Origin of the sequence: Candidatus Contubernalis alkalaceticus, from assembly GCF_022558445.1 — a bacterium.
Lineage (GTDB): Bacteria > Bacillota > Dethiobacteria > SKNC01 > SKNC01 > Contubernalis > Contubernalis alkaliaceticus.
The window spans coordinates 3476270-3489988 of the sequence record NZ_CP054699.1 but is presented as its reverse complement, the minus strand read 5'-3'; the positions used below and the strand labels follow the sequence as shown (position 1 = coordinate 3489988).

Sequence of the window (13719 nt, the reverse complement as noted above, 5' to 3'; positions counted from 1 at the left end):
CTGTCGCAATCTTAGGGAAAAGCCTGGGAAAGAAAAACATTTCCCGGGAAATGTCTATCCTTTCTGGAGGTTGGTGTGGAATTCTAAAAAAGCCGGATAATATCGTCGTTTTTCCTTAAAATATGGGTAAGGGGTGTTTAGGTGATAAAAAAAATATTGTTTGTCTGTACCGGCAATACCTGTCGAAGCATTATGGCTCAGGCTCTTTTCGAAGAGCTGGTACGTAAGCAGTCAGGGGAGCAGTTAAATTTGGAAATTCAGTCAGCAGGGTTGGCAGCTTTTCCTGGTGATGGTGCCTCAGTCCATGCCCGGAAGGTATTGAAGGAGCAAGGGGTGGAGGTGGATAACCATCGGGCCCGGATGCTTACTCCTGAAATGGTGGGAGAGGCAGACCTGGTGCTGACTATGACCCTGAGGCATAAGGAAACCGTGCTGGCTTTAATGCCCCTGGCGGAAGGCAGGGTGTTTGCTTTGAAAGAATATTGTTTTTCAGGAAACCAACAAGCCTTATTAGACGTGGAAGACCCTTTTGGACTCTCTTTAAAGGCCTATGAAAGGGTGATTCAGGAGTTCAAAGAAATCCTGCCTCTGCTGTGGCAGAAAATAAAGGGGAAAGTTTAGTTGTTTTTTGGCTCGGAAGGGCAGGAAAAAGCCGGGATAAAAAAGAATTAATAGTAGAAAACTTTTGCCTGTTTGTATTTGTCTATTTAGATAATATGTTAATAGATTCTATCGTTTTTAAGAAAGAGGGTATACACCATTGAAAATAGCTTTAGCCAGTGACCATGGAGGATTTAAACTAAAAGAGCTGATTAAAACGTACCTGGAGGATGACGGCCTGACCTATGAGGATATGGGCTCATATGATTTGGAAAGTGTGGATTATCCTGACTTCACCTTGAAGGTAGCAGAGGCGGTAGCTAGAGGTGAATATGAAAAGGGCATTGTGGTCTGCTCTACCGGCCTGGGGGTTTCTATGGTATGTAACAAGGTGCCGGGCATCAGGGCTGCTCTTTGTGGGGATTGTTTTTCCGCCCGGTATTCTCGGGAACACAACGATGCCAATATTTTGGCCATCGGAGAAAGGGTAACGGGGCCGGGGTTGGCCTTATCTATTGTAGAAATATTTCTCTATTCTCGTTTTCAAGGGGGCCGGCATCAGAGGCGGGTTGACAAAATCACAGCCATAGAAAAGAAATACACCGGGGGACTGAATAACTAAATTGATCAAAGTTTAGAGGGACACCTCCTGCTGTTTATAAACAGAGAGAATAGGGATCCAGTATTAGTCTCTTTAGTTAGGGGAGACAGGCTAACCTTTGGTTGGCTTTAGGCTTAACAATAAAGCGTGGGAAAAGGAAGTGAGCAGATGTCGACTCTTCGGCTGGTGGACAAGGAAATACATGAAGCCATAGAGAAGGAAATTAATAGGCAGCAAAGCAGTCTGGAGCTGATAGCTTCAGAAAATTTTGTAAGCAGGGCGGTGCTGGAAGCTCAAGGTTCTGTGCTGACCAACAAATATGCCGAGGGTTATCCGGGCTGCAGGTTTTACGGTGGCTGTCAGCACGTAGACCAGGTGGAGGATATCGCAATTGAGCGGGCAAAAATGATATTTGGCGCCGACCATGCCAATGTGCAGCCCCATTCCGGCGCCTCGGCCAATACGGCTGTGTTTTTGACCGTGTTAAAGGCCGGTGATACGATACTGGGAATGGATCTGGCCCATGGGGGACATTTAACCCATGGGAGCCCGGTTAATATATCCGGCAAGTATTTTAAAGTATGCAGCTATGGTGTAGAAAAGGATACCGGTAGGATAGACTACAAAAAGGTTAGAGACACCGCTATTAAGTGCAGGCCGCATTTGATAATTGCTGGAGCCAGCGCCTATCCACGGAAGATAGATTTCAGCATATTCCAGGAGATTGCTGATGAAGTAGGAGCTTATCTTATGGCTGACATTGCCCATATTGCAGGGATAATTGCCGCAGGGCTTCATCCAAACCCCGTTCCCTATGCTGATTTTGTGACTTCCACCACTCATAAAACTTTGAGAGGCCCCAGGGGCGGGTTGATACTCTGTACTCAGAAGTATGCTAAGGCTGTAGATAAGGCTGTTTTCCCCGGCCTTCAGGGAGGCCCTCTGATGCACGTCATCGCCGCTAAGGCCGTGTCCTTTAAGGAGGCTATGCTTCCGGAGTTTAATCTATACCAGCAGCAGGTGGTAAAGAATGCCGTTCACCTGGGAGAATGCCTGCGGGAGAAGGGATATAACCTGATTTCAGGGGGCACCGATAATCATCTCCTTTTAGTGGATTTGCGGTGCAAGAACTTAAACGGTAAAGACGCGGAGGAAATGTTGGACAGGGTAGGGATCACCGTAAATAAAAACGCTGTGCCCTACGATACTCAAAGCCCGCTAATTACCAGCGGCCTTCGTATCGGAACCCCGGCTGTAACCTCTCGAGGCATGAAGGAGGAACAGATGGCAATGATAGCCGAACTTATAGACTGCACTTTGCAGAGTCCTAAGGACAGCCAGTCTGCCCGGCAGGTGCGGGATAAAGTGGCCGGGCTCTGCCAGGAGTTTTCTATTTATACATAAAGATAATATAGGTAAGCAAATGCAGGATAATAAGACAAGGGAGGGTTCTCTTGTCTTAAATTTATCATGTTACGGTAAGGAAGGAGCAGCCTATGAGACCCAGTTGGGATGCATATTTTTTGGAAGTGGCCCAGGTGGTGTCCACCCGGTCAAATTGTCTGCGGCGCAGGGTGGGAGCCATTATTGTTAAAGACAAGAGAATTCTTTCCACCGGTTATAATGGGCCGCCCACCGGAATGAAACATTGTGATCAGGTGGGTTGCCTCCGGGAAAAGATGAATATTCCCTCCGGGGAGCGTCATGAACTCTGCCGGGGGCTTCATGCGGAACAGAATGCCATACTGCAGGGAGCGCTGTACGGTTTTTCTGTTAAAGATTCTATCCTCTACGTCACCCATCAGCCCTGTATCTTATGTGCCAAAATGATCATAAATACAGGATTAAAAGGAATTATAATAAAGGATAATTATCCCGATGACCTGGCCTTGGAACTGCTGAAGGAGGCGGGGATAAGTGTGAAAATATGGAGGTCGGAAGGATGCGTAGAATGGGTTACCCCATGATATCTTTATGGATAGAAGGGGGTTTTTACTCAGAGCATATTATTATTTTTAAGGTTAAATATATGGCAGCAGGTAAGTGGGAAGACAACAGGATGGCACCTTGTCTTCTCTTATTATTTAGAAGGGGAATATAAAAAATTCTTCTTACATATATAATTAGGAAAAGATTGTATAGGTGAGTATCTTGTTACCATGTATTGCATAACATATAGAAAGAATCGGTGATGTGAGATGCTTCAAAGGGGATTGCCCTCCCGTCAAAAGAAGGGACTTTATCTTTCTCTGGGCTTTAGCCTGGTTACAGTAATCTTAATCCTTTACTTTACCACAGATGAACAGACCTGGATCGGCCTGCAAGAGGTGCGGCCGGAATACCTTCTGCTGGCCCTGGCAGTAGTAGTTGGGGCCTGGTTTATGGAGGGGACTCGGATTCGCTGTATTTTAGCTTCTTTGGAGGAAGGGAAAAAAATAAGTTTCTGGGCCGGCCCAAGGGTATTTCTCTCTGCATTCTTTTTTGCGGGAATTACTCCTATGGCTATAGGGGAATGGCCCGCATTAATTTATTATCTTCACCGGGAAGGTGTTTCCCTGGGAGAGTCCACCGCTACTATGGTGATTCGATCTGCCATGACCCGGCTGCTATTCTTAGTGTTGTCCCTGGTGCTGCTGGTGGCATATGACGGCCGGGTGGGGGGCGGCGATACGATGACCATTTTTTTTCGTTCCGCCTTGAGCGTATTGGCTGTTACCTCACTTGTCTATTTTGTAATTTTATTTAAGCCCCGGCTGATATGGATTGTGCTCAGGACATTAAAGCGGGTTCCTCCCTTGAGAAAAATGGCCAACTCCCGTCGTCTGCGGGGAATTATGCAGAGGCTGCGGGAGGAGGCGGAAATGTTCCAGCAATCTTTAGCCCAGTTGAAGAGGACAAATCGTGCCCGTTTAATTTTACCCATTCTCTTAACCTTTGGCTACTGGTTCAGCTATTTCCTGGTGGCCCCGGTGCTGCTTGTGGGCCTTGGCCTGGCCTTCGATTTTTGGCGCATTTTGGTGTGGCAGGTGTTCATAATTCTTATCATTGGTTATACCCCCCTTCCCGGGGGAAGCGGAATAGTGGAACTGAGCCTGGCTGCTTTTTTCAGCAGGTATGTGCCCTCCAGCCTTATCGGCATTTTTGTAGTCAGTTGGCGCTTTTTCACCTACTATATTTACCTGATGGCCGGCGGGTTTCTCGCTGCCCGACGGTTCTCCCGTTAAAGAGCCGCAGGGTAAAAAAAATTATATTTTAGCAGGGATTTTTAAAATTCCGTCGAATAAAGGTTTATAGGTGGATACCTTATAGGTATTACCTCTACCTCAAAGAAAAGGTGGTATTTTTTGCCGCAAAATACGAAGAAAAACAATCAGGAGCCGAAAAAACTTGACCTTCGCCCCTTGAGATATATGGGGGTAGTAGGTCAGCTGGGAATAACCATCGCTCTTCCTCTGGTATTTATGATTTTCTTAGCTCAATGGATTATGACTAATTATATCGACAGTGTCTGGGTATTAATTTTTTTGATTATCTCAGGCCTTGTGACAGGCTTTAGAAATGCGTACCGAATGATTATGAAACTGAGGTTTTAATCATGAAAACATCGGAAACCATTTGGATTCAAATAAGCATGACCTGCATAAAAATTAGTCTAGTGGTCATGGTTGTGCTGTTTATCAGACAGGATTATCCGGCCGTGGTGGGCCTTCTTTTAGGTACTGTGGCGGCAGTTGTTAAGTTTTATTTTCTGGCTAACTCACTAACTAAATCTATGGAGATGAGTTCCAGCAAAGCTTCTACCTACAGTTATACCCGCTATATTATGAGACAGGTTTTTACAGCCGGGGTATTGATTGTGGCCGTGTTTGTAGACAGCATTAATTTTTTTTGGGCGGTAGGAGGAATTTTGCTTCCCCAGGCCGTGATTGTGGGAGGCCAGGTTTATGAGTCCATTAAAGCATACCTTAAGCTTTCCCGAAAAACTGGTTAAGGGCTTTAAATAAAGCCCCTTAAAAACGGCTTTAATGTAATAATTATATAAAAATTAATTATAAAGGAGGGAAGAAGATGATCAATATTTTCAACGCGGCAACTTTCGTAGCTTCGGCTGAGAACGGTCTGACCTTTGATCCGGCGGTTATGTTTGAAATTAACGGGATTCAGGTCACCGAAACGGTCACAACGACCTGGGCAGTTATGGCAATCCTGGTTGTTTTGTCCATTTTAGCTACACGAAATATGAGCATGGTTCCCAAAGGACTGCAGCACTTTTTCGAAGTATTTATAGATGGCATTCATTACCTGTTGGACAGCACCATGGGTTATGCCCGAAGAGGCTTTGCTCCGTATATAATGGCTCTGGCCATGTTCTTAATTTTATCCAACATTACCGGACTCATCGGTATCAGACAACCCACAGCCGACCTTAACACTACTTTTGCTCTCTCGATTTTAACCTTTGTTTTGACCCAGTTTTATGCTTGGAAAAACAAAGGCCTGGGGAAATACATTAAAGAAACATTTTTTTCACCGGTACCCCTTTTAGCCCCCTTGTTTATTGTCGGAGAGCTGGCCAACCCCGTTTCACTGGGGTTTCGTCTATTCGGCAACATGCTGGGTGGTTTGGTAATGATGGGTCTTATTTATCATTTTGCACCATGGTTTGTGCCGGTACTGCCTCACCTTTACCTGGACGTTTTTGCTGGTTTAATTCAGGCTTTGATTTTTGTTATGCTGACCATGACCTATATTACTATGGGGATGGATTAATGGGCTTCTAATGTCCTCAGGATATCCAGTGTGGGGCCGGAGCTAAAAAATACTCATATAAGAAAAATATTCATATAATAGTGTTTTTTTTGAATATTTTGAAAGGAGTGATGGCTTTACTATTTTCTTAAAAGATGTAGAACAGCCAAGCTTATTCAATTTATTAGTTTAACATTACTTATTTAAGAAATTATTACTAAAAAATTTATATTTTTTAATTTAAAGGAGGAACATTAAAAATGATCGATAATGTAACAATTATAAGAGCTGCTTCCGCTTTAGGGGCAGGATTTGCAATGATCGCTGGTATTGGCCCTGGAATTGGACAAGGATACGCTGCAGGTAAAGGTGCTGAAGGAGTAGGAAGACAGCCCGAAGCAAAAGGTGACATCATGACCACTATGATTCTTGGACAGGCTATTGCTGAAACTACTGGTATTTATGCTCTGGTTGTAGCTTTAATTCTTCTTTTCGCCAACCCATTCCTGTAAAAATAAATCCTATGGATAAATGCAGGATGCATAAAGTAAGGTGCTAACCATACTGTTGAAGAAAGGGGGAAAGAAGTGTGGTTGAATTTAATATGAATTTTGTCTTTCAGCTGATAAACTTTGCTATCATCTACCTGCTCTTAAGAAAGCTTCTTTACGCACCCATTGCTGGTTATATGGAAAAGCGGCGGGATGAGATAAGAAACTCTATTGAACAGGCTGAGCATGATAAGGAAGTGGCCCGTAAGACTCGGGAAAAATATGAGAATCAGATTTTGGAAGCCAAAAAGGAAGCTGCTGAAATCTTAAACCGTGCCGCCAAGCAGGGTGATGATATGATCAGCCAATCTAAGGTAGAGGCTAAAAAACAGTCTCAGAATATCATTGAGCAGGCCAAGAAAGAAATTAATCTGGAGAAGGAAAGAGTATTTATGGAGCTCAGGGACGAAGTTGGACGCCTCTCTGTGGATATAGCACAAAAAATTATTGTGCAGAACATTGATTACGCTTCTCAGGAGCAGCTTATTAAAGAATATCTGGCAGAGGTAGGGGAGGTATCATGACCATGCAAGCGGTAGCCAACAAGTATGCTTCCGCCCTTCACGCCGTTGCCCAGGAGAAAAATAAAATTGATGCAATTGAACAAGACCTTCAGATCGTTGTAGATTTTCTCAAAGAAAAAGGGAAAATCAAGGCTGTTTTGGAACATCCTTTACTGGACAAAGATGAAAAAAAAGAAATTATATCTGACATTTTTAAGGGATTGGAAAATCCAGAAGTTTTGAATATACTAAAACTTTTGGTAGACAGAAATCGCTTTGAAATTGTGGATGCAATGTTGATGGACTATGTGAGGTTGGCAAACTACACCAGGAAAGTGGCGGTGGCCGAAGTGACTACAGCCATTGAATTAAATGACCAGCTTCAGGAAGCCCTTCAGAAAGCCCTGGAAAAATATACAGGCAAAGAAATTCGCCTGGTGTTAAAAACAGATCCCTCCATCATAGGTGGAGTGGTGACCAAAATCGGCGATTCTGTTATGGACGCCAGTATTGGCCGCAAACTTTCCAGGCTGTATCAAGCCATTACTACTGCCAGTTTAAGTCTATAAGAAATGAGGTGACAAGGGAGAATGAGTGTTAGGCCAGATGAAATTAGTTCCATTATCAGGCAGAGAATAGAAAGCTATGAGGAAAAGTTAGAACTTGTGGATATTGGTACCGTAACCTACGTTGGGGACGGTGTTGCCCGGATCCACGGGTTAGAAAATTGTATGGCCGGTGAACTCCTGGAATTTCCGGGAGAAATCTTCGGTATGGCTTTAAACCTGGAACAGTACAGCGTAGGTTGTGTTATTTTAGGTAGCTACGAAAAAATTAAAGAAGGCGATACGGTAAAAAGGACCGGCAGAATTGCCGAGGTTCCTGTTGGCCCTGAGTTGGTCGGCCGTGTGGTGAATCCCTTGGGACAGCCGATTGACGGCAAAGGACCTATTAATGCTAAGAAGTTCCGTCCCATTGAGACTATCGCCCCTGGGGTTACCCATCGTCAGCCCGTTAAAGAACCTGTACAAACAGGATTAAAAGCGATTGACTCCATGATCCCTATTGGAAGAGGTCAGCGGGAGTTAATCATTGGTGACCGGGGTATCGGTAAAACTGCGATATGTGTGGACACCATCTTAAATCAGAAGGATTCGGATCTGTTCTGCATTTATGTAGCCATTGGCCAGAAGGCCTCAACAGTGGCTTCCGTGGTAAATCTTTTAGAAGAAGCAGGGGCAATGGAATACACCACCGTAGTTGTGGCTTCCGCCAGTGACCCGGCACCTCTTCTGTATATCGCTCCCTATTCCGGCTGTTCCATGGGAGAAGAATTTATGTTTGAAGGAAAACACGTGGTCTGCTTCTACGATGACCTTTCCAAGCAGGCGGCTGCTTATCGTGAGCTTTCACTGCTCTTGAGGCGTCCTGCCGGCCGTGAAGCGTTCCCCGGAGACATTTTCTACCTGCACTCCAGACTGCTGGAGCGGGCGGCTAAATTAAACGACGAGCGGGGCGGCGGTTCCCTGACGGCCCTACCGGTTATTGAAACCCAGGCCGGTGACGTTTCCGCCTATATTCCCACCAACGTGATTTCCATTACTGACGGTCAGATTTATCTGGAGGGCGACCTGTTCTTCGCCGGAACCCGGCCGGCCATCAGCGTAGGTCTATCGGTATCCCGGGTAGGGGGCTCAGCCCAGATTAAGGCTATGAAACAGGTGGCCGGACGTCTACGTCTTGACCTGGCCCAGTACCGGGAACTGCAGGCTTTCACCCAGTTTGGAACAGACTTAGATAAGTCTACCCTGGCAACACTGACCCGGGGTGAAAGAATGGTGGAACTTTTAAAACAGGATCAGTATCAACCCATGTCTGTTGATGATCAGATTCTGGTTATTTACGCCGGGACCCAGGGATACCTGGACGATATCCCTGCATCTGAGGTTACCCGCTTTGAGAAGGAATTCCTGAAGTTTATGGAAATGAACCACGCAGATATCGGTAAAACCATTAGGGAAACCAAAACATTGGATGATGAAACCACCGAAAAGGTGAAGAAAGCCATCGGGGAATTTAAAAACCAGTTTGTGGTGACCGATACCGCCACAGTAGTAGCCTAGAGTGTGGCTATGGATAAAGAAAAGGTGGTGATTGGATGAAAAGCTTACGGGAAATCCGACGACGCATTAGAAGTGTGAAAAGTACTCAGCAGATTACTGCAGCCATGGAAATGGTGGCGGCAGCAAAGCTGAGGAAAGCCCAGGAAGCCGCAGAATCTGCCCGTCCTTATGCGGAGCAGATGAAGGGCATTATCTCAAGGCTGGTAGGGGCTATGCCCAACTTAAAGCACCCCTTGGTGGAACAGCGGGAGGTTAAGAACTCTGGTTATCTAGTAATCGCTGCGGATCGGGGCCTCTGCGGAGGCTATAACACCGGACTGCTGCGTTTTGCCGCAGGGCATATCAAGGACAAGGACAAAGCACAAATTCTGGCGGTAGGGAAAAAATCCCGGGATTATTTCAAGCGTCGCCAGTATAACCTCTACGCATCCCATGTGGACATAGAGGATAGGCCTGAGTTGAAGAGGGTTAAGCAGATTGCACAGGAAGCGGTAGAAAGCTTTTCTAGTGGAGAATGTGACGAGCTTTTCCTGGTATATACAGAATTTATAAACACCATAAGGCAGGTTCCTAGAATTGTAAAGCTTCTGCCTATGGAACCTGTAAAAGGGGAGCAGGAGGAAGCGAAGGGGGCTAAAGCCCTGTATAACTTCGAACCCGATGAAGAGATTATCATCGATAAGTTCCTGCCCAAATATATTGAGAGTTTGGTCTATCATTCCATGCTGGAGGCCAAGGCTTCCGAGCTGGGTGCTCGGATGACCGCCATGGGCTCAGCAACAGAAAATGCTCAGGAGATGATTGACAGCCTAACCATAGTGCTCAACAGGGCACGTCAGGCGGTCATTACTCAGGAGATTTTGGAAATCAGCAACACAGCATTGGCCATGGAGTAGTACATTTGTAGAAAGAAGGAGGGAAACGAACAGTATGAGTGATAACGTTGGAAGAGTGATTCAAGTTATCGGGCCAGTTGTTGACGTAGAATTTCCTACTGGTGCTATGCCCGAGATTCATGACGCTCTCAAAATAGAAATTACTGAAAAGAATATAGATATAACGTTAGAAGTAGCTATGCACTTAGGTGATAACGCTGTGCGCACCGTATCCATGTATCCCACTGACGGAATGGTCAGGGGAATGGAAGCCAGGGCAACCGGCAAACCAATCAGCGTTCCTGTGGGTAAAGGGATGTTGGGACGCCTGATTAACGTTATCGGGGAACCCTGCGATGAACTGGGCCCCGTAGATACAGATGTGTTTTATCCCATTCACCGTAAAGCCCCTGCCTTTGTAGAGCAGGAGCCGGCCACAGAGATTTTTGAAACAGGAATCAAGGTGGTTGACCTTTTAATCCCCTACGCTAAGGGTGGTAAGATCGGTCTCTTCGGAGGCGCCGGTGTGGGGAAAACCGTTGTGGTTATGGAACTGATTCGTAACATCGCTTATGAGCACGGCGGATTTTCCGTCTTTGCCGGAGTGGGTGAGAGAACCCGTGAGGGGAACGACCTTTGGTTAGAGATGAAAGAATCCGGAGTTATTAAGAATACTGCCATGGTGTTCGGACAGATGACCGAACCTCCCGGAGCCCGCCTGCGGGTAGGACTTACCGGCGTAGCCGTGGCTGAGTCCCTGAGGGACATGGAAGGACAGGACGTGCTTCTGTTTATCGACAATATTTTCAGGTTTGTACAGGCCGGTTCCGAGGTGTCCGCGCTGTTAGGACGTATGCCTTCTGCGGTGGGTTACCAGCCTACCCTGCAGTCTGAGATGGGTGAACTTCAGGAACGTATTACTTCCACTAAGAAGGGTTCCATTACTTCCATCCAGGCCATTTACGTTCCCGCTGATGACCCCACTGACCCTGCGCCGGCCACAACCTTTGCTCACCTGGATGCAACCACATACCTGGAGAGGAAGATTTCTGAATTGGGAATTTACCCTGCGGTGGATCCCCTGGCCTCCTCCTCAAGGATTTTGGACCCCAGAATCGTGGGTGAAGAGCACTACCGGGTAGCCCGGGGCGTTCAGGAACTTCTGCAGCGCTATCAGGAGCTGCAGGATATCATTGCCATCCTGGGTATGGATGAACTTTCTGATGAGGATAAGATTATCGTAGCCCGTGCCCGGAAGATTCAAAGATTTTTGTCTCAGCCTTTCCATGTAGCTGAGCAGTTCACCGGGATTCCTGGGAAGTACGTCCCCATCAAGGAAACCGTTAGAAGCTTTAAAGAAATCTTAGAGGGCAAGCATGACGACCTGCCGGAAGCAGCTTTCTTTATGAGAGGACCCATTGAGGAAGTCATAGAGGCAGCCAAAGAAATGGCTTAAAGCTCTATGCGGCAAATTTTAGGAGGGTTGTACAATGGCATCTACAATTAAATTAGATGTGGTTACTCCGGAACGGGTTGTTTACAGCGAAGATGTGGATATGGTTATCGCCAGGTCTTTAGACGGAGACCTGGGTATCCTGGCAAATCACGCCCCTGTAATAGCGGCTTTAAAAATTGGTATCCTCCGCATTAAAAAGGATAATCGATTTAGTCACCTGGCCGTCAGCGGTGGTGGGTTTATGGAAGTAAGCCCTGAAAAAATTACTATCCTGGCAGATTCCGCTGAAAAGCCTGGTGAGATTGATTTAGAGCGGGCAAAAGCAGCCAAGGATCGGGCAGAAAAGAGACTGTCCACCCCCAGGGAGGATATAGATCAGACCAGGGCTGAAGCTGCCTTACGGCGTGCTGTAACCCGATTGGAGACCATAGATAGAGAAAGATCATAAAGGTAAAGATAAGAGTAAAGAAAAAAAACAAAGAAGACACCAAAAAAGGCGGCTTTTCTTTAAGAAAAGCCGCCTTTTTTGGTTGAGCAGAAAGGGAGCAGAGCACCAATCTCTGGTAACCTGTTTCAGGTATAAACCGGCAAAATCAGGCAATAATTATAGATAGATATATTTCTCCATGGAGAACAAGCACATAACTACCTGTGTGACATATAATGTATTCCGTTAAAACAAGTATCTTGTTTTATAGTATTTTTAGTAATTATCTTACTTTAAAAACACTTTGCATTTATTTCACATTTCTTTTTAGTTGATATTTTACAATAGATTTATCTCTTTTTTTAGGGTATAAGACCCCCACCTCTAAGCGTTAGCGTAGGTGGGGCTTATAATCAGGTGGAGTAGAGTCTCCACCTGATTCCCCGATGTTAAAGCTTGCTGAAACGAGTTCACTAGATGTTAAGGTTATTTTAGGAATAGAAAAGAAAGGTTAAACTGGGTAATGGATAAATTATTAATTAATGGTGGAAAGAAACTTAGCGGCCGGGTAAAGATCAGCGGGGCTAAAAACGCCTGTCTTCCCATTCTGGCAGCCTGTCTTTTGACTAAGGGGGAAGTATGTCTTAAGGATGTGCCTCTTCTTTCTGATGTACATTTTATGAAAAAGACCCTGGAAAGACTGGGGGTTCAGGTATACTCATCAGATGACGGCTTAAAAATTAAGGCGGAGGTTATTCATGGAGAGGGGCCTCCTTTTGATTTGGTTTCTCGTATGAGGGCTTCTTTCCTCACTGCTGGAGCTCTCTTAGCCCGCAGAGGTCGGGTAAGAATTTCTCTTCCCGGGGGTTGTTCCATCGGGAGAAGGCCCATTGATCTTCATTTGAAGGGTTTTAGGGCCCTGGGGGCAAAAATAGAGGAAACCTGTGGTTATATATGTATACAATCAAAGGAACTCAAAGGGGAAAGGATTTATTTGGATTTTCCCAGTGTAGGTGCCACGGAAAACCTTATGATGGCTGCTTCCAGGGCTAAAGGTATTACGGTGATTGAAAACGCTGCAGAGGAGCCGGAAGTTGTTGACTTAGCCAATTTTTTAAATGCATTAGGGGCAAAAGTAAGTGGTGCCGGAACCAAAATTATCCGAGTTGAAGGAGTTAAGCATTTGGGGGGGGCAGTTCACACCATTATTCCAGATAGAGTTGAAGCGGGAACCTTTATGGTGGCAGCGGCCGTCACCGGCAGCAGAATAATTCTGGACAACGTGATTTTGGACCACCTTAAGGCCGTTGCAGCCAAACTAAAGGAGGCCGGCGCTTGTATTAAGGAGCATTCTGATGGCGGAATTCTGGTAAATGGAGAGAACTGCAGTCGCCCTATAGATATAAAGACTCTTCCCTATCCCGGTTTTCCTACGGATATGCAGGCTCAGTTCATGGTAATGTTAACCCTGGCTGAAGGAAACAGTGTGATTACTGAAAACATATTTGAAAACCGGTTTATGCATGTATCGGAATTGAATCGCATGGGCGCCAATATCAGGGTAGAAGGGGCTAGTGCTTTTATTCAGGGAGTGCAGCGGCTTCAGGGTTTTCCCGTGCGTTCTACGGATCTGCGGGCGGGGGCCTCTCTGGTTTTGGCGGGGTTGGTTGCCCGGGGCCGCACTGAAGTTTTGGAGGTAAATCACATTGATCGAGGATATTGCCGGATAGATGAAAAGCTTAGAAAATTAGGGGCAGACATACATAGAGTTAAAATGGAAGAAGATATAGAAGCGGAAACAGAGACGGCCGTTCCCAGGTAGAGGGGAAGGCCG

General features: G+C 45.8%; 16 protein-coding genes. All 16 read left to right on the top strand.

Annotated features, from left to right (window positions below):
* Window positions 1-141 precede the first annotated feature (141 nt).
* The 16 genes from HUE98_RS17175 (at window position 142) to murA (ending at window position 13707) form a co-directional block, all read left to right on the top strand.
* Entirely contained in the window at window positions 142-621 is a 480-nt protein-coding gene (locus HUE98_RS17175; protein ID WP_241421808.1) for a low molecular weight protein arginine phosphatase, read from the top strand.
* A 139-nt stretch (window positions 622-760) separates the two neighbouring features.
* Window positions 761-1222, top strand: a complete 462-nt coding sequence (gene rpiB / locus HUE98_RS17170) for a ribose 5-phosphate isomerase B (RefSeq protein ID WP_241421807.1) — start codon at window positions 761-763, stop codon at window positions 1220-1222.
* 147 nt (window positions 1223-1369) lie between these two features.
* Window positions 1370-2605 carry a serine hydroxymethyltransferase gene (locus tag HUE98_RS17165; protein WP_241421806.1) on the top strand — a complete coding sequence of 412 codons (1236 nt, stop codon included), beginning with the start codon at window positions 1370-1372 and terminating at the stop codon, window positions 2603-2605.
* A gap of 92 nt (window positions 2606-2697) precedes the next feature.
* Entirely contained in the window at window positions 2698-3168 is a 471-nt protein-coding gene (locus HUE98_RS17160; RefSeq protein WP_241421805.1) for a deoxycytidylate deaminase, read from the top strand.
* A gap of 231 nt (window positions 3169-3399) precedes the next feature.
* A complete protein-coding gene (locus tag HUE98_RS17155; RefSeq protein WP_241421804.1) occupies window positions 3400-4425 on the top strand; it encodes a lysylphosphatidylglycerol synthase transmembrane domain-containing protein in 1026 nt (341 codons plus the stop codon).
* 120 nt (window positions 4426-4545) lie between these two features.
* Window positions 4546-4794: an AtpZ/AtpI family protein gene (locus HUE98_RS17150; RefSeq protein ID WP_241421803.1), complete on the top strand. Its 249-nt coding sequence runs from the start codon at window positions 4546-4548 to the stop codon at window positions 4792-4794.
* A 2-nt stretch (window positions 4795-4796) separates the two neighbouring features.
* Complete coding sequence (locus HUE98_RS17145) at window positions 4797-5192, top strand: ATP synthase subunit I (protein ID WP_241421802.1); 396 nt, start codon at window positions 4797-4799, stop codon at window positions 5190-5192.
* Between the two features lie 77 nt (window positions 5193-5269).
* Window positions 5270-5971 carry a F0F1 ATP synthase subunit A gene (gene atpB / locus HUE98_RS17140; protein WP_241421801.1) on the top strand — a complete coding sequence of 234 codons (702 nt, stop codon included), beginning with the start codon at window positions 5270-5272 and terminating at the stop codon, window positions 5969-5971.
* Between the two features lie 239 nt (window positions 5972-6210).
* The gene (atpE, locus tag HUE98_RS17135; protein ID WP_241421800.1) at window positions 6211-6462 is read left to right on the top strand and encodes an ATP synthase F0 subunit C; all 252 of its coding nucleotides are present in this window, start codon (window positions 6211-6213) and stop codon (window positions 6460-6462) included.
* 77 nt (window positions 6463-6539) lie between these two features.
* Window positions 6540-7025: a F0F1 ATP synthase subunit B gene (atpF, locus tag HUE98_RS17130; protein WP_241421799.1), complete on the top strand. Its 486-nt coding sequence runs from the start codon at window positions 6540-6542 to the stop codon at window positions 7023-7025.
* The gene (locus HUE98_RS17125) at window positions 7022-7573 is read left to right on the top strand and encodes a F0F1 ATP synthase subunit delta (protein WP_241421798.1); all 552 of its coding nucleotides are present in this window, start codon (window positions 7022-7024) and stop codon (window positions 7571-7573) included. The genes atpF and HUE98_RS17125 overlap by 4 nt, the downstream gene beginning before the upstream one ends.
* Before the next feature lie 21 nt (window positions 7574-7594).
* Window positions 7595-9127: a F0F1 ATP synthase subunit alpha gene (gene atpA / locus HUE98_RS17120; RefSeq protein ID WP_241421797.1), complete on the top strand. Its 1533-nt coding sequence runs from the start codon at window positions 7595-7597 to the stop codon at window positions 9125-9127.
* A 35-nt stretch (window positions 9128-9162) separates the two neighbouring features.
* Window positions 9163-10023: an ATP synthase F1 subunit gamma gene (atpG, locus tag HUE98_RS17115; RefSeq protein WP_241421796.1), complete on the top strand. Its 861-nt coding sequence runs from the start codon at window positions 9163-9165 to the stop codon at window positions 10021-10023.
* 34 nt (window positions 10024-10057) lie between these two features.
* Window positions 10058-11458, top strand: coding sequence for a F0F1 ATP synthase subunit beta (atpD, locus tag HUE98_RS17110; RefSeq protein ID WP_241421795.1), 1401 nt, complete (start codon window positions 10058-10060; stop codon window positions 11456-11458).
* 34 nt (window positions 11459-11492) lie between these two features.
* Window positions 11493-11906 (top strand): F0F1 ATP synthase subunit epsilon, encoded by a 414-nt coding sequence (locus tag HUE98_RS17105; protein ID WP_241421794.1) that lies wholly within the window; start codon window positions 11493-11495, stop codon window positions 11904-11906.
* A 502-nt stretch (window positions 11907-12408) separates the two neighbouring features.
* Window positions 12409-13707: a UDP-N-acetylglucosamine 1-carboxyvinyltransferase gene (gene murA / locus HUE98_RS17100; protein ID WP_241421793.1), complete on the top strand. Its 1299-nt coding sequence runs from the start codon at window positions 12409-12411 to the stop codon at window positions 13705-13707.
* Window positions 13708-13719 lie beyond the last annotated feature (12 nt).